This is a genomic window from Tahibacter harae (assembly GCF_024437735.1).
GTDB lineage: Bacteria > Pseudomonadota > Gammaproteobacteria > Xanthomonadales > Rhodanobacteraceae > Tahibacter > Tahibacter harae.
The window spans coordinates 420,048-440,683 of sequence record NZ_JANFQO010000002.1 but is presented as its reverse complement, the minus strand read 5'-3'; the positions used below and the strand labels follow the sequence as shown (position 1 = coordinate 440,683).

General features: G+C 68.2%; 15 protein-coding genes. 5 read left to right on the top strand and 10 right to left on the bottom strand.

What is annotated here, in order from left to right; translation table 11 throughout:
* Positions 1–13: 13 nt before the first annotated feature.
* Positions 14–385, bottom strand: a complete 372-nt coding sequence (locus NM961_RS03435) for a hypothetical protein (protein ID WP_255911296.1) — start codon at positions 383–385, stop codon at positions 14–16.
* 622 nt (positions 386–1,007) lie between these two features.
* Between NM961_RS03435 and NM961_RS03430 the strand changes: the two genes are divergently transcribed.
* Complete coding sequence (locus NM961_RS03430) at positions 1,008–1,373, top strand: DUF6164 family protein (RefSeq protein ID WP_255911294.1); 366 nt, start codon at positions 1,008–1,010, stop codon at positions 1,371–1,373.
* Between the two features lie 497 nt (positions 1,374–1,870).
* On the opposite strand, the gene NM961_RS03425 is transcribed toward NM961_RS03430, so the two are convergent.
* Both NM961_RS03425 and NM961_RS03420 read right to left on the bottom strand, forming a co-directional pair.
* Positions 1,871–2,251, bottom strand: a complete 381-nt coding sequence (locus NM961_RS03425; protein ID WP_255911292.1) for an HU family DNA-binding protein — start codon at positions 2,249–2,251, stop codon at positions 1,871–1,873.
* 367 nt (positions 2,252–2,618) lie between these two features.
* Positions 2,619–3,947 (bottom strand): metal-dependent hydrolase family protein, encoded by a 1,329-nt coding sequence (locus tag NM961_RS03420; protein ID WP_255911290.1) that lies wholly within the window; start codon positions 3,945–3,947, stop codon positions 2,619–2,621.
* Positions 3,948–4,058: 111 nt separating this feature from the next.
* Here NM961_RS03420 and NM961_RS03415 point away from each other — a divergent pair, with 111 nt between their 5' ends.
* Entirely contained in the window at positions 4,059–5,846 is a 1,788-nt protein-coding gene (locus NM961_RS03415) for a Kelch repeat-containing protein (RefSeq protein WP_255911288.1), read from the top strand.
* A gap of 27 nt (positions 5,847–5,873) precedes the next feature.
* Here the strand turns inward: NM961_RS03415 and NM961_RS03410 are convergent, their stop codons facing one another.
* The gene (locus tag NM961_RS03410) at positions 5,874–7,409 is read right to left on the bottom strand and encodes a polyamine aminopropyltransferase (protein ID WP_255911286.1); all 1,536 of its coding nucleotides are present in this window, start codon (positions 7,407–7,409) and stop codon (positions 5,874–5,876) included.
* Between the two features lie 166 nt (positions 7,410–7,575).
* On the opposite strand from NM961_RS03410, the gene NM961_RS03405 reads away from it, so the two are divergent.
* Positions 7,576–8,598: a lysozyme inhibitor LprI family protein gene (locus NM961_RS03405; protein ID WP_255911284.1), complete on the top strand. Its 1,023-nt coding sequence runs from the start codon at positions 7,576–7,578 to the stop codon at positions 8,596–8,598.
* Positions 8,599–8,839: 241 nt separating this feature from the next.
* Here NM961_RS03405 and NM961_RS03400 read toward each other — a convergent pair whose 3' ends face one another.
* The 6 genes from NM961_RS03400 to NM961_RS03375 all read right to left on the bottom strand — a co-directional run bounded on the left by NM961_RS03400 (position 8,840) and on the right by NM961_RS03375 (position 15,664).
* Complete coding sequence (locus tag NM961_RS03400; protein WP_255911282.1) at positions 8,840–10,135, bottom strand: dicarboxylate/amino acid:cation symporter; 1,296 nt, start codon at positions 10,133–10,135, stop codon at positions 8,840–8,842.
* A gap of 77 nt (positions 10,136–10,212) precedes the next feature.
* On the bottom strand, positions 10,213–11,154 hold the full coding sequence (locus NM961_RS03395) for a L,D-transpeptidase family protein (protein WP_439334190.1): 942 nt from the start codon (positions 11,152–11,154) through the stop codon (positions 10,213–10,215).
* Positions 11,155–11,166: 12 nt separating this feature from the next.
* Positions 11,167–12,009, bottom strand: a complete 843-nt coding sequence (locus tag NM961_RS03390; protein WP_255911280.1) for a MurR/RpiR family transcriptional regulator — start codon at positions 12,007–12,009, stop codon at positions 11,167–11,169.
* A 4-nt stretch (positions 12,010–12,013) separates the two neighbouring features.
* Positions 12,014–13,111 carry a dipeptide epimerase gene (locus NM961_RS03385; protein ID WP_255911278.1) on the bottom strand — a complete coding sequence of 366 codons (1,098 nt, stop codon included), beginning with the start codon at positions 13,109–13,111 and terminating at the stop codon, positions 12,014–12,016.
* Positions 13,112–13,119: 8 nt separating this feature from the next.
* Positions 13,120–14,502, bottom strand: coding sequence for a C40 family peptidase (locus NM961_RS03380; protein ID WP_255911276.1), 1,383 nt, complete (start codon positions 14,500–14,502; stop codon positions 13,120–13,122).
* 4 nt (positions 14,503–14,506) lie between these two features.
* Positions 14,507–15,664, bottom strand: coding sequence for a DUF819 family protein (locus NM961_RS03375; RefSeq protein WP_255911274.1), 1,158 nt, complete (start codon positions 15,662–15,664; stop codon positions 14,507–14,509).
* Positions 15,665–15,871: 207 nt separating this feature from the next.
* On the opposite strand from NM961_RS03375, the gene NM961_RS03370 reads away from it, so the two are divergent.
* Together NM961_RS03370 and NM961_RS03365 are read left to right on the top strand one after the other, a co-directional pair.
* Positions 15,872–17,332 carry a transglutaminase-like domain-containing protein gene (locus tag NM961_RS03370; RefSeq protein ID WP_255911272.1) on the top strand — a complete coding sequence of 487 codons (1,461 nt, stop codon included), beginning with the start codon at positions 15,872–15,874 and terminating at the stop codon, positions 17,330–17,332.
* A 40-nt stretch (positions 17,333–17,372) separates the two neighbouring features.
* The gene (locus tag NM961_RS03365) at positions 17,373–20,372 is read left to right on the top strand and encodes a TonB-dependent receptor (RefSeq protein ID WP_255911270.1); all 3,000 of its coding nucleotides are present in this window, start codon (positions 17,373–17,375) and stop codon (positions 20,370–20,372) included.
* Positions 20,373–20,636: the final 264 nt, after the last annotated feature.

The following is a 20,636-nucleotide window of genomic DNA, read 5'->3' as shown; positions in this document are numbered from 1 at the left end:
AGGTAGTGCGGTTTCAGCGGCCGTTGGCGGGCTTGCCGGGGGCAGCGCTTGACGGCGCGCGGGCGCGTGCGGCGAGGGCGTCGAAATCGAGGCGGTCGCCGACGCCGGCCTGGACACGCAAAACGGCGAGGGCCTGTTCAAATACGACCTTGCCACCGCTGACGCCGACGACGCGCCAGTCGGGCGCGGCCAGCGCCTCGCCGGCAGCATGGCGCTGCAGACGGCCAGCGGCGTCGGCCAGCACCACGGCATCGGGATCGGCGGAAATCGCAACCACGCGGAACTCGCCGGCCTGCGCCGGGACGGCGGTCAGGGCGAAAAGCGACAAAATTGCTTTGGATATAATTTGCATCGATGCACCATCTGCCATGACGCAGACGAGCACAGGCCTGCGAAAGGCCGTGCGTTCGTTGCGTTGATGCGACCGGCTGCGTCTACGCGCCCAAGTCCAGGGCGAAATGGTTGCGCTGACTCCGGATTCCCCGCGCCAAGCATAGCCCGGCGGCGGCGGCAGGCAAAATTACCCACCGTTCTGGATGGAGCAATTTGCCGAAAACGGACCTATGTAGTTTCGGTACGTTCTTATGTTTGTCGGGTAAGTGACTGGGTGGGATTGGGGATTTTGGGATTGATGGTCGCTGGGTCGGTGATCGGGTTTTCAGGACTGGCCGCTTGCGGCGCTGCATCGCCGTAAACGATTCGGAGCCGGCCATCCCCCAAATCGATCGGGCAGGGCGGCCGTACGGACTTCCAGCCGGCGCTGGCTACAGACTGTTGCGCGAGCGCAGGAACTCTCACGGGGTACTGGCGGCTTGCAGATCGCGGCGGAGCGGCCGGGCGAGTCCAAAATCCTGCGGATTGCCGCCATCGTTTTCCATGGCGGTGATGGGCGTACGCGCCAGGACGACTTCGCAGGCCGCAACGGCCGCCGCTTCCCAGGACCGGCAAAACGCATTTGGTTCCTGCGATCCCGGATCACCCAATCCCGAATCCCGTATCCTAGCCAGATGCCTACCTTGCTGCTCAATCTGCGCCACGTGCCCGAGGACGAGGCGGATGAAGTCCGCCGCCTGCTGCAGGAACAGTCCATCGGTTTTTTCGAGACTCCGCCCAGCCGCTGGGGCGTCTCCGCCGGTTCGATCTGGCTTTCCGACGAGAGCCAGGCCGTGCAGGCGCTGGATGCGCTGCGGTACTACCAGCAGCAGCGCCGGGATAGCTCACGCGCGGCCTATGAGGCGGCGCGGCGCGACGGCAGCGGCGCAACGCTGTGGAGCGAACTGCGCGCACGGCCGTTGCGCCTGCTGGCCGCGTTGCTGGCGGCCGCGGCGCTGGTGGCGCTGTGTGCGCTGCCGTATTTCCTGCTGCGCGGCTGAATTGCGCCGGCCCGCAGGCTGAAGCGTGCTCGGCGGCGGGGATGGAATCCGCTGCCGGCAAGGGAAAGCGATCAGCGGTTGTCATTGCTTGAGGTAGCCGCCGTGCGGTGTGCTGGCGCTGTTGCTGGGGTCTGACGCGGCAGACATGGCCGGCGCATTCGGCGGAGTGGCCAGTGTCAGGCGTCTGCGGATGCGTTCGTCACATTCCGTGCGGCGGAAAGCACCGGGCGGGCAGCGGATGTAGCGGTTGTATTTCGTGGCGCACCCGTGGCGCGCTTCGTTCCGCAGGGTGGGGGCTGCCAACAGGTCTTGCGCCGTAACTGAATGCGCGGGCCGCGGGCGAAGTTCTGGGCGTGCCTGACAGCGCGACGGCACCACGTGACAGCAGCGCCGCGCAGGCAGGTCAGCAGCGTAGCGGGATCCGGAAACGACAACCGGGCGACTGGCGCCCGGTTGTGAGGGTTCGGCGGCGGGAGGCCGGCGGCCTCCCGGCGAACTCAGAGTGCAGCGTCCTTCAGCTTCTTCAGCGCGCGCGCCTTGATGCGCACGGTGGCCGGCTTGGCCGGGAACCAACGCTCGGCGCCGGTGAACGGATCCTTGCCGAAGCGCTTCTTCTTCGCCGGCACGGCCTGGGCCGTCACCTTGAGCAGGCCGGGCAGGGTGAAGCTGCCGGCGCCCTTCTTGTGGATGGAGCCCAGCATGGTCGCTTCGAGGGCGCCGAGGACAGCCTTGACGGACTTCGGTTCCACGCCGGTCTGTTCAGCCAGGTGCTTGGCGAGTTCAGACTTGGTGAAGCTGTCCTTGATCGGCTTCGGGGCCGCCGCGGCGGTGGACTTGGCGGCGCTCTTGGTCTTGCTGGTTGCTGCTTTCTTGGCCATGGGTCTTGGTTCTCGGTGACAGATAGTTTCGCCCGCGCGGTCATCGGCGGGCGGCCAGTGTCGGCGGCGACACTTTACTGCATCAGGAGCGCAAGATTTAAGCGGTTTCTGTGATTTCTTACGCTTTCGGCCGGTATTGCGACGCTCTTCGCGCGACTTGTTGCAGTGCAAGCGTTGCGTGGCCTGGTTTTCGAGTATCTTCGGCGGCTCCAGGCGCTGTCCGGGACGCCGCCGGCATTGCAGCGACTGCAGCTTGCGCCCGTGTTTCCCGCCCGTGCAGCCGGGTTCCGCCGTCCGGTGGATTAATCCAAAAGTAAATTAGTGTGAAGGCGGCGGGCGCCTGGCGCGGCTCCGCTGCCGCCAGCGTTCAGGGCGCCTTTTCCACGCGGCCGTCCTTGATAACCCAGGCCACGCGCTTGAGTACGCGCACGTCCTGCAGCGGATCGCCGTCGACGGCGATGAGGTCGGCGCGTTTGCCGGCTTCGAGGCTGCCGATCTCCGCGCCCAGGCCGAGCAGGTCGGCCGCGTTCACGGTTGCCGCGCGCAGCGCCTGGGCCGGGCTGAGGCCGTGTTCCACCAGCAGCTCGAATTCATCCGCATTGCGGCCGTGCAGGCTGACTCCGGCGTCGGTGCCGAAGGCGACGGGAATGCCCGCGGCGGCGGCCTGACGCAGGGACTTTCCGGTGATGCCGATGCGCCATTCGATCTTGGCGCGCACCTCGCCGGTATAGGCGTCCGGGTTGGCGGCGAGACGCTGCTTGTAGCCGTTCACCGTGGACAAGGTGGGCACGTAGTAGGCGCGGCTCTTGCGCCACAGCGCCAGCGTGTCGGCATCGAGCAGGGTGCCGTGTTCGATGGAATCGGCGCCCGCGCGCAGGGCCAGCGCGATGCCGTCGGCGCCGTGCGCATGCACCGCGACCTTCTTGCCGTACAGATGCGCGGTCTCGACGATGGCGCGTGCCTCGTCCTCGAACATCTGCTGGCCCAGGCCCGCGCCGATGCGGCTGTTGACGCCGCCGGTGGTGGCCATCTTGATCACGTCGGCGCCGCGGGCGATCTGGCGGCGCACGGCGCGGCGGCAGTCGTCGGCGCCGTCGCAGGTGTTGTGTTCGTGCGCCAGTGCCTCGTGCAGTTCCTCGCGGAAGCCCAGAGTCGGATCCATGTGGCCGGCGCTGGTGGAGATCGCATTGGCCGCATCGAGTATGCGCGGCCCGGGCAGCTTGCCTGCGGCGATGGCGTCGCGCAGGGCCAGGGTGACGCCGTCCTGGTCGCCGAGGTTGCGCACGGTGGTGAAGCCTGCTTCCAGCGTCTTGCGCGCATTCAGCGCCGCTTCGTACGCCGCCGCGGCGGTACTGCGCGTGACCTGTTCCAGCTGGCCTTCGGCGCCGGCCTTGTCCGAGCGCAGGTGTACATGGCTGTCGATTAGGCCGGGCAGCACGAACTGGTTGCGCAGATCCAGCACGCGCGTATCGGCCGGCGCTTCGCTGAAGGCGGCGGCGTCGACATGGCCTTCACGCACGGCCTGGATGCGGCCGGCATGGATCAGCACCGTGGACTTGCCGCGCGCGGCCTGGCCGGGACGGTCCAGCAACTGGCCGGCCTGCACGATCAGCCAGGACGCATCGGCCGCGAAGGCCGGCGCAGCGGCGCCGCCAAGCAGGCAGAACAGCGTTGCACGCAACAGAGAGGTACGCATGGTGGCTCGCAGGGCAGGGCAATCGGCGCAGCATAGCCGAGGCTGCCGTGCGGATTGACATACGAATTTGTTCGTATGACTCTCCGGCGCAGCCGACCGTGGGAGAACGACATGCGCCGCATCGCTGCTATCGCCCTGCTGTTGAATGTGCTGCTCGCCGCGCCGCTGCTGCAGGCGGCCGCAACCAAAGGCAGCGTGGTACAGGGGCCTTACTGGGTGAGCCCGGCGCACAGCGGCTCCTGGTTCCAGGCGGACCGCAGCGGGGAAGGCTTCATTCTCGAAATCCTGCCCGACGGCAACAGCGTCGCGGCCTGGTTCACCTTTCCCGCCGCCGGCGAACCCGGCGAACAGGCCTGGCTGGTGGCCACCGGCGGCGAGATGCGCGGCGACACGCTGATATTCGAGCAGGTGTATCGCTCCAGCGGCGGCCGCTTCGGCCCTGCCTTCGATCCGGCCCAGGTGCAGCCGGTATTCTGGGGCCGCTGGGAATTCCAGTTCCACGACTGCAACCGCGCCACCTTGCATTACCGCGGCAACGCGGCCTACGGCGAAGGCACGCGCCAGCTGGAGCGCATCACCACGCTGGACCAGCTTTCATGCAACGGCGGCCGCCGCCTCGCCGCCGGCGGCGGCCGCGCGCTGGAGGGCCTGCGCGCACGCCATGGCAACTGGTTCGTGCCGGCGCGTTCCGGCGAGGGCTGGTTCATCGAAGACCTGCCCGACGGGCGCATGCTGGTCTACTGGTTCACCTTCGACACCGCCGGCAATCCGCTGTGGCTGATCGGCCAGGGCGAGCGCACGGCGCAGAACACGCTGGGCGTAGACGCCTATCGTGTCCGCGGCACGCGCTTTGGCGACGGCTTCGATCCGGCCGCGCTGCGCCAGGAACGCTGGGGCCGCATGGAATTCGACTTCCTCGACTGCAACCGCGCGCGCTTCCGCTACGCCGCAAGCGACGCGGCCTACGGCAGCGGCGAATACCAGGCGCAGCGCCTGACCGAACTGGCCGGTGCGCCCTGCCTGGACGGCACGCCGCAGGCGCTGACCGGCGGCAACTGGGTGGAGGCCGCGTCCATGCCCGGGCCGGCGCAGTCGGAACTGGCGACGGTGGCCTATCAGGGCCAGATTTACGCGCTGGGCGGCTACGGCGATCCGCGCGGCTTCAAGCGCTACGACATCGCCAGCAACAGCTGGAGCGTGCTGCCGCAGCTGCCTTCGGGCCGGCATCATCTGGCGGCGTTCGCTACGGGCGGACAGGTCTACATGGTCGGCGGCGACAACCTCGGCGGCGGCGCGACCGGGCCCGCGGGCTTCCGCTACGACATCGCCACGCAGCAATGGCAGCCGGTGCCGGAGCTGCGCACGACCTTCGGCAGCCAGGCCGCGCTGCTGAACGGCCGCGTCTACATCGGCTGGGATGACGGCTCGCTGCAGGAATTCGATCCGCGCCAGCGCAGCGGGCGCATGATCGCGCCGCCCGACCGCACGCGCCGGGATCATGCGCAGGTGCAGGCTTTCCTCGGCGAGATCTGGGTGCTGGGCGGCCGCGCGCCGGATACCAACACGGTGGCGATCTACGATCCGGTGGCCGAGTCCTGGCGCGCCGGGCCTTCTTTCGTGCGCCATCGCGGCGGCTTTGCCGCGGCGGTGGTGGGCAACCAGATCATGGTCAGCGGCGGCGAAGGCCTGACTGGACAGCCGTATCTGATCGACCAGACCGAAGTGCTCGCCGCCGGCGGCGAACGCTGGGAAGTGGGGCCGCGCATGCCAGTGGCGGTGCACGGCGTGGGCGGCGCGGCGGCGGATGGACGCTTCTATCTGGTCAGCGGCTCTACCCGCGCCGGCCAGGCCAGCGGCGCCACGGGCCGCGTGTTCTGGTGGCAGCCGCAGCCGCGCTGAACGCGGCGCAGTGACGGCGCGCCGCGTTCAGCGCACCACGTTGCGCCAGTCGCGCTCGTAGTAGCGCACCAGGGCCTGGGTATCGAGCTGGTTGGGCTCGACCTCCGGCCGCGGCAGGTCTTGTGAAAAAGTAAACATTGCGGCTGACGCGGCCGGATCCAGATAGCGCATGGGCAGGCGGTAGTGCTGTGCCGGCGTGAAATCCGCGCGCCGGCCGGCGAGCAGGAAGCCCCATTCGCCGAACGAAGGCACATAGATGTGGTAGGGCCAGGTCGCCAGGCCGGCCGCGCGCAGGCTGGCCTCCACGCACCAGTAGGCATGCGGGGCGTAATAGGGCGACGTGGCCTGGACCGCGGCCAGGCCGCCGGGACTCAGGCGGCGCGCGAGCAGGCGGTAGAACGGTACCGAATACAGCTTGCCCAGGGCGAAATTGGTCGGGTCGGGCAGGTCGACGATGATGGCGTCGAAGCTCTCGTCATTGTTCTGCAGCCATTGCCCCGCGTCCGCGTTGACCACGCGCACGCGCGCATCCGACAGCGCGCCGCGGTTCAGCGCGACCAGTTCCTCCTGCTGCGCAAACAGCGTGGTGACGGCGGGATCCAGGTCGACCAGGGTGATGCTGGCGACGTCCGCATAGCGCAGGATCTCGCGCGCCGCCAGGCCGTCGCCGCCGCCCAGCACCAGCACCTTGCGCGCACGGCCGCTGCCTTCCAGCGCGGGATGCACCAGCGCCTCGTGGTAGCGGTATTCGTCGCGGCTGGAGAATTGCAGTTCGCCGTTGAGGTACAGGCGCAGGTCGTCGCGCCAGCGTGTCAGTACGATGCGCTGGTAGGGCGTGCTCTGCGCGTGCACGATGGTGTCGCCGTAGAGGCGCTGCTCCGACCAGCCGGTGAGCTTGCCGGAGCCGGCCAGCGCCGCGGCCAGCAGCACGATCACCGCCAGCGCGCGCAGCAGCAGGCCGCGCACCGCCAGTTCGGCGCGGAAAGCGTGCAGGGTATACAGCGCGACCAGGGCGTTGAGCAGGCCGAATACCAGTGCGGTGCGCGCCATGCCCAGCCAGGGCGCCAGCAGCAGCGGGAACAGCAGCGAGACGATCAGCGCGCCGAGGTAGTCGAACGTCAGCACGCGGCTGAGCATGTCGCCCAGGGCCAGGCCGGTCTCGCGCTTGCGTGCATCGAGCAGGCGCATGACCAGCGGGATCTCGCTGCCGACCAGCACGCCGATGCAGAACACCAGCGCGTAGAGCAGCGTACGGAAGGGCACTCCCTGCGCACCGAACAGCAGGAATAGCAGGCTGGCGGAAAGCCCGCCGACCAGCGCGATCAGCAGTTCCACCTCGATGAATACCCGCAGCAGATCGGCGTCGCGCACGAAACGCGACAGGTGCGAGCCTACACCCATGGCGAACAGGTAACAGCCGATCACGGTGGAGAACTGCAGCACCGAATCGCCGAGCAGATAGCTGGCCAGGGCGGCGGAGACCAGTTCGTAGGCCAGCCCGCTGGAGGCGACGACGAAGACCGAGAAGACCAGGACGTGATCGGGACGCAGCGCTTTTCGCATGGATGGGGCGGGCGGCGGGACAGGCCGCGAGAGTAGCCTGTCGCGGCGGCTTGCGGCGATGCGGGCGCGGCGGCGCGGCCGACCGCGCATCGGCACGGCGCAGCGCGATTCGCAAGCGCCGCCGCCGCGACTACACTGCGGCCTCCCCTGAACTGTGGACACGCCCATGTTGCGAGGAATGCACGCCATCGCCGCCGCCGCGGCCCTGCTGGCCGCGGGCGCGGCAGCGGCCGATGACTCCCTTTCCAACCCGGCCTGTGCGGCGCTGGAAAAGATCGCCATTCCCGCCGCCGACCAGCCCGATGCCGCCGCGCGCGAACGCCTGGGCGGCTGCGATTCCGAATCGCTGTACTACGCCGACGGCGGCAAGCCCGACTACGCCGATGCGCGCCTGTGCGCCTACCTGGAGCGCGACAAGGGCGACGAACTGGTGTTCGGCGGCTCGGCCGTGCTCATGATGATCTACGCCAACGGCCAGGGCGTGACGCGCAATATCCCGCTGGCCAAGCGCTTCGCCTGCGCTGTGCAGGGCGCGCCGGCCGAACTGGACGGCCGCCTGGCGCATCTGGATGAGATGGCCAAGGCCGGCGCCAAGGCGGAAACATTCGATCTCTGCGATGACATCACCAGCGGCTACATGATGGGCTTCTGCGCCAGCCGCGGCGCCGACGCGGCCAAGGTCGACCGCGACAAGCGCATCGCCGCACTGAGCAGGAACTGGAGCGCGGCCGACCGCGCCGCCTTCGCCAAGCTGCGCGCCGCCGCCGACGCCTATTTCGGCGCAGTGGTCGACGGCGAAGTCGACCTGAGCGGCACCGCCCGCGGCGCCATGGCCGTAGGCGCGCGCGAAGACCTGGAAAACTCGCTGGTAGAGAACCTGACCGCGTTCGAACGCGGCGACCTGCCCAAGGACGACGCCACCCGGTTCGCCGCCGCCGACAAGGCGCTGAACGCGAGCTATGCCGCCGCGATGAAGGCGGCCAAGCCAGTCGAAGGCGAGGATTTCAGCAACCTCGGCACAATCCGCCCCGAAGGCATACGCGCGGCCGAGCGCGCCTGGATCAAGTATCGCGATGCCTGGGTGACCTTCGGCGCGCGCAAATATCCGGCGGTGAACGCGGATGCGTGGCGCAGCCATTTCACGAAGGAGCGGGAGGCGGCGTTGAGGGAACTGGCTGGAGGGGAGTAGGGCTGGGATTCGGGGCTCGGGATCCGGATTCGTGGTTTGGGATTCAGGATCGGGGATTCGAGAGTCAGGAGTAGGGGGCCGGCTGAGTGATCGGCGGCAGCGGCAGAATTTTGTGGGAATTTGTCAATTTGACGGTGTAGCTGCCGCCGTTCACTTGAGAACGATCGGGGCGCGTTCGAAGCGGATCGAGCTGCATGGGCCTGAAGTTCACGGTCGCGTCGTCGCATGAGCAAGCTGGGCTTTAAGGCTCCGGGAACTCCAGCTTTCCGGCTTCTTCTTCTCCAGCCGCCGCACCGCCGGCGTCCATCCCTTCGCCTTCCCCCTTCGCCACCACACTCGCCGCCGCCAGATCCGCCGTCACATTCCCCACGGTTGCGAATACGTCGGGAATCATGTCCACGGCCAGCAGCAGCGCCAGCGGTTCCACCGGCAGCCCGAGCGAATGCACCACCGGCAGGTTGGTGCCCATGAAGATGGCCTGGCCGGGCAGGCCGGCCGAGCCCATGCTGATGATTACGGCCAGGGCGCAAGCCAGGGCCCATTGGGCGGCGGTGATGTCGATGCCGTAGATCCAGGCGACGAAGGCGCTGACGCCGATGTACTGGATAGGGCTGGTGATGCGGAACAGCGACACCGCCAGCGGCAGCACCAGGGCGCTGACCGCGGCCGGATGGCCCAGGCGCGACTGCGTGCTCTGCAGCATGGCCGGCAGCGAGGCGAGCGAGGACTGGGTGCTGGCGGCGACCGCCTGGGCCGGCGCGGCGGCGGCGATGAAGCGGTGCAGCGGGTCGCGGCCGAACACGGCGACCACGCCGTAGAGCAGCAATACGGCGGCGCAGTACAGCGCGCAGAGCAGGGCGATATACCAGCCCAGCGCCTGCAGCATGCCGCCGCCGGCCTGGGCGCAGACCGGCAGGATCAGCGCGAATACGCCCACCGGCGCGGCCCACAGCACCCAGCCTACGATCACCGTCATGGTGTCGGCGATGGCCTGGAAGAAGCCGAGCACGGGCTGGCGCCTTGCCGCGTCGATGCGGCTCAGGGCGAAGGCGAACAGCAGGGTGAACACGACCAGCGGCACGATTGCGCCCTGGGCCGCGGCGGCGATGGCGTTGGTCGGCACCAGATTGGCGAACCAGTCGGCCAGTCCCACCGGTGCGGCGGGCGCGGCCGGCGCGCCCATCGCCGCGCGCAGCGACGCAATCAGCGCTTCATCGCGCGGCAGCAGCGACAGCGCCGCCGGCGCGCACAGCGCGGTGAATACCGCGCCGCCGAGCAGCAGCACCAGGAACCACACTACGGCGCGGCGCGCGACCCGGCCCGAGGCGGCCGCATCGCGGGTGAGGTTGACGCTGACGATCAGCAGCGACACCACCAGCGGCACTATGGTCATCTGCAGCGCGTTCAGCCACAGCCGCCCCAGCGGCTGCAGCACGGCCGATACGGTAGTGGCCGTGGCGGCGTTGTAATGGCCCAGCAACAGGCCGATGACGGCGCCGAGGATCAGGCCCAGCAGTACGCGGGTCGCACTGGTCATGAAGGAGTTTTCCGCAACGTGAGAAAGGGCCGGCCGGAAGCGGGCGCGTGGAATCGGGCTAGCTGCCGCGCGTCCGCTCAGTCGGCAGCCGGTGGCAGCTGCCAGCCAGCGGCGAGCTTTGCGTATTCGGCCTGCGGCAGCAAAACGAAAACCGGCATTTGCTTAGGATCCAGCCAGCGCAGCAGGCGTTGCATCGCGGCTTCGTCCATGGCGGTGCAGCCGGAGGTGGCTTCGCCGGGCTTGCGCCACAGATGGGCGAAGATGCAGCTGCCGCCGCCGGCCAGGCCGGCGCTGTTGTGTTCGATCACGAAGCCGGCCTTGTAGCGCACGTCGCCGTCGGCGTGAATATCGCGGCGCATGGGTTCGGTAGAGCCCTGCACCGCGGCTTCGCCGACATCGCGGGTGTCCACGATGCGGTTGTACAGCGGCGAGCTGGTCACGTCGACGCAGTAGTGCGTGGCCTGCATGGCCGCATAGGGCAGCGCGGTGCGCAGTGTGCCGGCATAGCCGAAGGCCGTGCCCAGGCGGAATACGCCGGCGGGACTGCGGCCGTCGCCTTCGCGCTTGCGCGGACCGGCATGCCTGTCGTGCAGGCCCAGGCCCCAGGCGGAGCCGGCGCGGCCTATGCTGACGTTGACCGCACGGCCTTCGGCTTTCCAGCGGCCGTCCTTGCGCAGAAAGGTGCGCAGTTTGCCGTGGTCGGCATTCCAGTCGGGCGTGGTGACCAGCACCAATTGGCCGGCGTCGCGCCAGCGCGCGGCTTCGGCTTGCGCTGCGGGCGGGTCGCTCGCGTTTTCCGCAGCGGCCAGCGCTTCAGCAGCAGCGGCTGGCGCAGGCTGCTGCGCAACGGCGGCCGCCTGATTCTCGCCGGCCGCGGCATGTGCGGAAGCGGCGGACATGGGCGGATTCCTGCCGTCGCCAGCCGCGCTCTGCGCCGCCGGTTTCGTGTTGTCGGCAGCGGCCACGGCACAGCACAGCAGCAGGGCCGCGGCGGTCAGTCGCAAGGGCAGGGCAGGCATGGGCATCCTCGTTCAGGATTCGAGCAGGCGGCGCAGGCGCTCGGCATTGGCCTGCAGCCGGGCCAGCGCGTCGCGGCGGGTTTCGCACAGTTCCAGGTACAGCACATCGAGCAGGTGCTGCAGCGCCGCGCGGTACAGCAGCGGTTCCACATGGGCGCGTTCGTCATGGGCGGAGACCAGCAGGGCCAGATCGGCCTGGCTGCGCAGGGGATTGGCGCTGTGCCGCGTCACCGACACCAGCTTGCCGCCGCGCGCGCGCAGCTCGCGGCCAAGCTGGGCCAGGGCCGGCTGCCTGCCGTGCTCGCACAGCACTAGCAGGACGTCGTTGCGCGCCGCGCCGGACAGCGCGGCGGAAACGACAAACGCATCGCCCGGGCAGCTGGCGCGTATGTCCAGCAGTGCCAGGCGCAAGGCCAGAGCCTGCGCCTGCGGCGCATCCTCGCCCAGGCCGGTCACGAACACCTGCGTGGCCGCGGTCAGCGCGGCGGCCACGGCGCGGATCTGCGCCGGCGGGTTGATCAGGCGGGTTTCGCTTTCCGCTTCCTGCTTGCGGCGCCACAGCGCCTCGGCCGAGGCGGCGAAGGGATCCGCGGCCGTGCGCGGTGCGGTGCTTTCCTGCGCGCGGTGGTGGGCAATGGATTCGCCGATGCCGTACTTGAGATCCGGATAGCCCTTGAAGCCCAGCTTCTGGCTGAACTTCACCACGCTGGACTGGCTGATCTGCAGCGCATCGGCCAGCTGCTGCGAGGAGTAGTCGCGCAGCAGGTGGGCGTTGTCGAGGATGAAGTCGGCGATGCGGCGTTCTATTGCCGACATCTGATCGCGCTCGGCGCGGATCTTCAGCAGCGGCGACATGGGTTCAGGCGGCCAGCGGCTGCAGGCCGCGGATCTCGCGTATGCCCAGGCCGGGCGAGTCGGTGATGGTGATTTCCGATTCGTTGAACAGCACGCCGCCGTCGACCGGGTTGAACTGGCACAGGGAAGGGCCGTCCAGGTCGACCTTGGTAATCACGCCCGACTTGGCCACGGCCACATGCACGGCGGCCGACACGCTGATGCTGGTCTCTATCATGCAGCCGATCATGCACTCGACCTGGTACAGCGCGGCGATGTCGGCGATGCGGATGGCGTTGGAGATGCCGCCGGTCTTCATCAGCTTGATGTTGATGATGTCGGCCGCGCGCAGCTTGATCAGCTCTATCACCTCGATGGGGCCGAACACGCTCTCGTCGGCCATGATCGGCGTGTGCACGCGCTCGGTCACGTATTTCAGGCCTTCAAGATCCTGCGCCTTGACCGGCTGCTCGACCAGTTCCAGGTGTACGCCGGCGTCTTCCAGCGCCTGGATCGCGTAGACCGCCTGCTTGGCGGTCCAGCCCTGGTTGGCGTCCAGGCGCAGCAGGGCGCGGCCTTCGACCGCGGCGTAGATCGCCTTGGTGCGTTCGATGTCCACGCCGATGTCCTTGCCCACCTTGATCTTGAGCGATTCAAAGCCGCGCTCCACCGCAGCCAGCGAGTCGGCCACCATCTTGTCGATATAGTCCACGCTGATGGTGATGTCGGTGGTGATGACCGGGTCGCCGCCGCCCAGCATCTTGTACAAGGGCGCGTTGTACAGCTGGCCGAACAGGTCGTAGACGGCGATCTCCACCGCGGCCTTGGCGCTGAAGTTCTTTTCCAGCGCGGTCTGGATCAGCTGCGTGATGCGGTTGAGATCGGCGATTTCCGCGCCGATCAGGCGCGGCTGGATGAACTTGCGTATGGCTTCGACGATGGAACCGTGGGTGTCGCCGGTAATGACGGCAGTGGCCGGCGCCTCGCCGTAGCCGACATGGCCGGTGTCGGTGTGGATGGCGACGACGATGTCTTCCACAGTCTCCACCGTGCGCAGCGCGGTCTTGAACGGCGTCTTCAGCGGCACGCGCAGCATGGACAGGCGGATGTCGGTGATTCTCATGGTCGGAGTCAGTTCCTGATGCGCTGGATGCTGTAGATGCGGTCGACGAAGGGCGCCTCGTCGCCGAGCAGCGGCGTCAGCGGCGTCACTGCCACGCCGTTGAGCGCGGCATGCACGCGGCGGCCGTCCGGCATGGTGTAGGTGATGCCGCTGGTGTCGTGGATCACATAGGGTTCGCCGTAGATGTTGCCTATGTTCATCATGACGTGGCCGGGGATGAACACCAGGTCGCCGGGCCTGAGCGCTTGCAGCAGGGCCAGGCGTTTCTCACGGCTGTCGTTCTCGTCCAGTGCAATGCGGTCGAAGGCCGGGCTGGTGCCCATGTCGCGGGTATTGCGCGGCAGCAGCACGCCGAAGCTGCGGTACACCTCGCCGACGAAGCCGCTGCAGTCGCGGGCGTTGTAGGAATGGCCCCAGCCGTAGCGTTCGCCGAGGAACTTGAAGCTCTGGCGCAGCAGGTTGGCCGTGGTCAGCGGCAGGTAGTCCGGCGCAGTGTCGGCGCTGCGCGGCAGCAGGGCGGGCGTGAATTCCAGCCGGCCCTGGGCGTTGCGCAGCGGCAGTTCGATCACATGCGAGGTATAGGGATGCTGGCCGTTGACGGGCTGGTCCGGCGGCCAGTCGGCGCGCACGGGCACGCGCACGCCCATGTCCAGCTGCAGTTCGGACACGGCCGCGGGCTGCGGCGTGAATACGGTGCGCACCATCGCGCCGGTGACGATGCGGTACGGTGTCTTGCGCCCGTAGCCGAATACCTGGGCGGCCTCGCCCTCGGCGACGACGTCGGCTTCGATCCAGGCGGCGTATTGCGCGCAGAGCACGAACAGCCAGCGTCCGTCGCGGCTGGCGTGCAGCAAGCGCACCGGCGTGCCGGGGAACAGCGCGGATTCCTGGAAGCGGTCTATGTCGGTGTCGCCGGGCCGCGAGAACACGCGCAGCCGCGTGGGAAACGCGCGCAGATCGGCGCGGCGCACGACCAGGCCGTGGCGCGGCGCGATCTGTTCCGGCAAGGCGTCGGCGGCGGCATCGGCGACCAGCGCATCCAGCGTTGCCGCGGGGACTTCTGCGCCGCGCTCGTCGTACAAGGTCTTCCGCGGCCGTGCCGATACGCCTAGCCACTGCGCCACCGTCGCGCGCGGCAGCTGTGCCGGCAGTGCTTCCAGATCGTGCATGGAGCGGTCCTGCGCGAACAGGCGGCGGTTCTGCGCCGCGATGGCGGCGGTGCTCAGCAGCAGCTGCTGCGGCGCGTGCTGGCGCTGTATCCAATAGTCCGCATCGAGCTGGGCTGCTTCGACATCGGGTACGCCATGCGGCGGGAATACGCGCTCCCGCGGCGGATGATGCGTGCAGGCGGCGAGCAGGACCAAGGCCAGGACGGAAAGATACGCACGCATGGATTCAGCTCGCGGCAGGTGCCAGCGCGGCAAGCACGCTGGCCATGAACAATCCCACGCCGGTGCCCAGCACCAGGCCCAGCATGGCCATGAGAACGGCGACCGGCACCAGCGCGGTCGAGTAGGTCGCCGCCAGCAGCGGCGCGGACGCCACGCCGCCGATCTGCGCCAGCGAGGCGATGCCGCACAGGTGCAGCTCGAAGCGGAACAGGCGCGCCGCCAGCGCCAGCAGCAGTATGTGCACGGCCAGCACGCACAGGCCGCAGAGTACAAACAGCGGCGCCGCGGCAATGCCCGCAAAACTCGACTGCGAGCCCAGCACCGCGACCAGCACGGCGAGCAGGGCCGAGGCCAGCGTTGGCGCGCCGGGCAGCTGCGCCAGCGGCGTATGCGCGGCGGCCAGGCCGGCGGCGGTGGCGATCAGCAGCGACCAGGATGTCGTGGTGAGAAAGCCCGCCGCCGGCAATTGCACGGCCGCGGCCTGAGACAACTGGGCCACCAGCAGCCCCAGTCCCAGCCAGAGCAGAATGTCGCCGCCGCCCGCGGCCGTGCGCGCCGGCGCCTCGCGCAGCGGCGGTGCCGGCCGTGCCGCGGCGCGCGACCAGCGATTGAAGCGCGCGGCCAGCGGCGCGGAGGAAAACAGTACGACCACCCACAGCGAATAACACAGCGCATCGGCCAGCAGCACCGGCGACAGCGCGCTGTCGTCCAGGCCTATGACCTGTTTCACCGCGAGCAGGTTGGCTGAGCCGCCGGTCCAGGTCGCCGACAGTGCGGCCAGCATCTTCCAGCCCTCGGCCGGCAGCCACGCGCGAAACAGCAGATAGCACAGCACGATGGCGAGCAGGATGCTGGCCATGGCGCAGGCGAACACGCCGAGCAGGCGCGGGCCCAGGGCGAGGATGGCGCGCAGATCGCAGCCGAGCATGAGCAGGAACAGCAGCGCCGGCAGCAACTGTGCAACCACGGCACGCTGGGCGGCCTGGATCTCCGCGCCGGACTGCCACAGCCCGGCCACCGCCAGCAGCAGCACCAGCAGATAGGTGAGCACGATGGGCGGCAGCACCTCGAACAGGCGCCAGCGCAGGCGCTGTTCCAGCACGGGGAACAGCCCGGCGGCGAGCAGCATCAACCCGAGATAAGGCCAGACCGACTGGATCATCGTTTCCCGTCTTGCTGCGGACCGGGAGCGTTCCCGCCGTTGCCGGAATATCTGCTTCGCATTGGAATGGTGTCAAGAATAATTTATTGACCGACCGGATTGCCCATGTTACACAGGCCTTTCAAGCCATGAACGCAGGGTGGCAACGGCGTGGACAGGGCAGCGGCGAGGGCGGTCAGGCTGGCGGCGGGCGCACTGTGCTGCGCCGTGTTCGCATCGCTGCCGGTGCAGGCGGCGCAGGAGCGCCTGAGCGCGGTGCGCGCCGCGGTCGATCGCGGTGATTTCAAGGGCGCCGAAGCGGCCATCGCCGCGGCGCTGGCGCAGCCGTCCACCGCGGCCGTGCAGCGCAATGAACTCGAATTCGAGCGCGAGCGCATGCGCCGCATCCGCCTGGATTTCCGCCTCCCGCGCAGCGAAATGGAAGCGCGCCTGCGCCAGGCCGTGCCGGATCTGCGCGCCGGCGAACTGCGTGCCTGGGATACGCCGCGCCTGCTGGAGCAGCTGCGCATCGACGGCGAGACGCGCTATTTCAAGTCCGCCGTGGACAATCTGTTCCGCATCGACGCGAAGGCCGCCGCGCGCCGTGCCACACCGCTGCCATCCAACGACGGCCCGCTGTACCGCTACACGCCCTATCACGCCGAAGTGCGCCGGCTCGCGCTGGACGCCGGCCGCGCCAGTGTCGCGCCGCGGCGCATCACGGTGGATTATTCCCTCAGCGTCGATGCGGATGCCGTGCCCGCCGGCGAGACTGTGCGCGCCTGGCTGCCGTATCCGCGCGCGATTGCAGGCCAGCAGGAACAGCTCAAGCTGCTGGCCAGCGAGCCGCCGCAGGCGCAGATCGCGCCTGAATCGGCGCTGCAGCGCACGGTGTATCTGGAAAAGACTGCCCAGGCCGGCGTGACGACAACGTTCTCCATCCGCTACGAACTGGTCACTTACGCGACCTATCACGCCGTGGATGCCGACAAGGTCGTGCCGGCGCCGGTCACGGCGGAGCTGGCGCCGCACCGGGGCGAGCGGCCGCCGCATATCGTGTTCACCCCGGCGCTGAAACGCTTTTCGCGCGCGGTGGTGGGCGATGAGAAAAACCCGTACCGCATCGCGCAGAAACTGTTCGCCGCGGTCGATGCGATTCCCTGGGCCACGGCGCGGGAATATTCGACGATTTCCAATATCAGCGACTACGCCCTGCACGCCGGCCACGCCGATTGCGGCCAGCAGACCCTGCTGCTGATGGCGCTGCTGCGCCTCAACGGCATTCCGGCGCGCTGGCAGTCGGGCTGGGAATTCGCCGAGCGCGATTTCGACACCATGCACGACTGGGGCTGGCTGTATCTGGCCCCCTACGGCTGGCTGCCCATGGACGTGACCCACGGCCGCCTGGCCGGCGCGCCGGCGGAACTGGAAGGGTTCTACCTGGGCGGACTGGACGGCTACCGCATTGCCTTCAACGACGACTACAGCCGCGATTTCGTGCCGCCCAAGCAGCATTTCCGCTCCGAGACCGTAGACCTGCAGCGCGGCGAGGTGGAGTGGAAAGGGGGAAATCTCTACTTCGACCAGTGGGACTACCGCTTCACCTGGCAGGTGGCGCCGGCGCAGCCGCCGGCGGCGCCGGACCAGACCCGCGCCGGGCCAGGGCCGGCGCCATTACACGAGCTGTGAAAAACAGCCGCACGCAAACCGACCAGACGGGGAATGGGGTATGAACAACAGAAGTATGCGCAAGAGTGCGTTGTGCGTAGCCATGGGGCTTTGCCTGTCGTCGCTGCTGCCGCCGGCGCTGGCGGCGGCCAATGACGGTTCGCTGGTGGGGCGGCTGGTCGGCGGTGCCGGCGAAGCCGTCGCCGGCGCCCAGATCACCGTGCGCAACACGGAGACCGGCCTGACCCGCAGCGTGCGGGCCGAGGCCGACGGCTCCTATCGGTTTCCGTTCCTGCCCATCGGCACCTATGTGGTCGAAGTGCGCAAGGACGGCTTCCAGCCGGCGCGCGCCGAAGACGTGCACGTCAGCCTGGGCAATGCGACCGCGGTGAACATGACCTTGTCCGCGGCCGCCGCGGCGACGCTGGAGGCGATCGAAGTGGTCGGCTCCGGCGCCAGCCTGATCGTCGATGTGAGTTCCACCGAATCGGCCACCAATCTGACCAAACAGCAGCTGGACCGCCTGCCGGTGGAACGCAGCGCCCAGGCCGTGGCGCTGCTCGCGCCCGGCGTGACCACGGGCGCCTTCGGCGGCGTTTCCTTCGGCGGTTCCTCGGTGGCGGAGAACACGGTCTATATCAACGGCCTCAACGTGACGGATTTCTACCGCCGCATCGGCTTTTCCTCGGTGCCGTTCGCGTTCTTCAAGGAATTCCAGGTCAAGACCGGCGGCTATTCGGTCGAATTCGGCCGCACCACGGGCGGCGTAATCAATGCAGTGACGAACTCGGGCAGCAACGAATTCAAGTTCGGCTCGGAACTGGTGTGGGAGCCGCGCTCGCTGCAGACCGAAGGCAAGGACAAGTACAACCCCGACGGCAGCAAGGTCAGCTACCAGTACGACGAGTACGACCGCTACAGCCTCAACGGCTACGCCTCCGGCCCCATCATTCCGGACAAGCTGTTTTTCTACGTCATGTATGAGGCGCGCGATTACCGCGACACGACTGTCACCAACGACGAGGCCCAGCTCTACCGCGGCCGCAGCCCGGACGATTTCTGGGGCGCCAAGCTGGATTGGCAGATCAGCGACGGCCATCTGCTGGAACTGTTCGCCTTCTCCGACAAGAACAGCACTGTGCGCGACGACTATCTGTTCGACACCGACACCGGCCGCCGCGGCGCCTTCAGCAACCGCCGTTTCACTGACAGCGGCGGACGCAATTACGCCGCAACCTATACCGGCTATCTCAGCGACAGCTTCTCGCTCAAGCTGCTGGCCGGCGGCAATGAGCGCGACCGCATCCAGAAAAGCCTCAACGATATCGACTGCAGCCGCATCCGCGACCGCCGCTCCGGCGGCGGCGACGTGGGCTGCACCACCAGCGGCCTGATCGAGGAGGGCAAGGACGAGCGCCGCGCTTACCGCGTGGATTTTGAATGGTCGCTGCCCGGTCACCTGCTGCGCTTCGGCCTGGACCGGGAAGAGAACACTTCCGACAACGTCAGCTTCTATCCCGGCCCCGAGCGCCTGCTGTACGAGATCTTCACCACCTCGCCCGGCGCCACCCTGGCCAACGGCGGCGTGGTGCCCGAAGGTGTGACGGCGTATGTGCGCGGGCGCCAGCAGGAAGTCAGCGGCACGTTCGAGACCATCAACACGGCGTATTACCTGGAGGATAACTGGTCGATCACGCCGCGCCTGGTGCTCAACCTGGGCCTGCGCCTGGAAGGCTTCGACAACCGCAACGGCGAGGGTGCCACCTACATCAAGATGGACGACATGCTGGCGCCGCGCCTGGGCCTGTCCTGGGACATGAACGGCGACGGCCGCTCCAAGCTGTTCGCCAACGCCGGCCGCTACTTCCTGCCGGTGTCCAATATCATCAACGTCAAGCAGGCCGGCGCCTTCCTCGACCGCCGCACCTTCTGGGCCTTCGACGGTTTCACGCCGTTCCAGTACAACGGCCAGACCTACCAGAACATCGTATTCGGCCCGCAGATAGGGCCGGTCGACGATTCCCAGGGCGACGGCACCGTCGGCGACCTGCGCGGCGAGGTCGACAAGGACATGGACGCGGTCTACCAGGATGAATTCATCCTCGGCTTCCAGTCCATGTTCGACGACAAATGGGGCTGGGGCGTGCGTGGCATCCACCGCAAGCTGCACAACGCCATCGACGACATGGAGCTGACTTCCAACGGCGTGCTCTGCGACGGCGAGCCGGGCAGCATCGGCTATGTGATGGGCAATCCCGGCCGCAACGTGACGGTGTATACCGACACCGACTGCGACGGCGACAACGACGGCTACGTGACCATAGACACCTCGCGCCGCGGCTGGGCGCTGTACGACGACGACGGCAACTACATCGGCGAGCGCGGCTGGGTCGAGCCCAAGCGCACCTACAAGGCACTGGAACTGCAGCTGGACCGCGCCTGGGACGGCCTGTGGTCGATGAATGCCTCGTATACCCTGTCCTACAGCCGCGGCAATGCGGAAGGCCCGGTCAATACCGACACCGGTTTCTCCGACACCGGCCGCACCGAGCATTTCGACGATCCCTATGTCGATCTCGACGCGGAAGGCCCGTTGCCCAACGACCATCGCCATCAGATCAAGCTGCGCGGCGCCTATGCGCTCAGCGATTCCTGGCGCCTGGGCGGGACCCTGACCGCGCTCTCCGGCGCGCCGATCAGCGGCCTGGGCGTGGGCAATCCGTACGACGGCACCAACTATCACAGCTTCTACATCTGCGTGCAGAACTGCACGGCGGAAAATCCGTCCGAGCGCGTCTACCGCCATTCGCCGCGCGGCTCCTACGGCCGGCTGCCGTGGACCTACGACGTCGGCGCCAGCATCAGCTATGCGCGCTCCTTCGGTGCGGCCGATCTGAACGTGACCCTGGCGGTATACAACCTGTTCAACGGTTCGCGCGTGCAGGCGGTGGACCAGGATCTGCAGACCGATATCGGCGACGAGTTCAATCCCACCTTCCGCTACGGCACCGATTACCAGACGCCGCGCTACGCCCAGCTCAAGGTGAAGGTGGATTTCTGAACCAGCGCCGGCGCGCCGCGGCGGGCGCGCCGGCCGGCATCCCGCGCAGTGGCGTTGCGCGGCGATGCGCGTCTCGGTGGTACCCGGTCGGGAACCTGCGTCCTCCCCCTCGAACGTCACGCAGGGATTCCCGGCCGGCTTTTTTTCCGGCCCGGCTGCCGCGCACGCGCCGGACTGGCCGCATGCGCTAGATTCGCGCGGACTGCGGGCGGCGGCTGCCAGCGGCCGCGAATCACCGATCCGCTGCCGCTATCCTGTGATCGC

Coding starts and splice junctions, on each gene's coding strand:
- NM961_RS03420 (WP_255911290.1), bottom strand. CDS start 3,947: ATGCGTACCTCTCTGTTGCGTGCAACGCTGTTCTGCCTGCTTGGCGGC.
- NM961_RS03410 (WP_255911286.1), bottom strand. CDS start 7,409: ATGCGAAAAGCGCTGCGTCCCGATCACGTCCTGGTCTTCTCGGTCTTC.
- NM961_RS03380 (WP_255911276.1), bottom strand. CDS start 14,502: ATGCGTGCGTATCTTTCCGTCCTGGCCTTGGTCCTGCTCGCCGCCTGC.
- NM961_RS03425 (WP_255911292.1), bottom strand. CDS start 2,251: ATGGCCAAGAAAGCAGCAACCAGCAAGACCAAGAGCGCCGCCAAGTCC.
- NM961_RS03390 (WP_255911280.1), bottom strand. CDS start 12,009: ATGTCGCCGCTGCTGAAGATCCGCGCCGAGCGCGATCAGATGTCGGCA.
- NM961_RS03415 (WP_255911288.1), top strand. CDS start 4,059: ATGCGCCGCATCGCTGCTATCGCCCTGCTGTTGAATGTGCTGCTCGCC.
- NM961_RS03365 (WP_255911270.1), top strand. CDS start 17,373: ATGAACAACAGAAGTATGCGCAAGAGTGCGTTGTGCGTAGCCATGGGG.
- NM961_RS03405 (WP_255911284.1), top strand. CDS start 7,576: ATGTTGCGAGGAATGCACGCCATCGCCGCCGCCGCGGCCCTGCTGGCC.
- NM961_RS03395 (WP_439334190.1), bottom strand. CDS start 11,154: ATGCCTGCCCTGCCCTTGCGACTGACCGCCGCGGCCCTGCTGCTGTGC.
- NM961_RS03400 (WP_255911282.1), bottom strand. CDS start 10,135: ATGACCAGTGCGACCCGCGTACTGCTGGGCCTGATCCTCGGCGCCGTC.
- NM961_RS03385 (WP_255911278.1), bottom strand. CDS start 13,111: ATGAGAATCACCGACATCCGCCTGTCCATGCTGCGCGTGCCGCTGAAG.
- NM961_RS03375 (WP_255911274.1), bottom strand. CDS start 15,664: ATGATCCAGTCGGTCTGGCCTTATCTCGGGTTGATGCTGCTCGCCGCC.
- NM961_RS03430 (WP_255911294.1), top strand. CDS start 1,008: ATGCCTACCTTGCTGCTCAATCTGCGCCACGTGCCCGAGGACGAGGCG.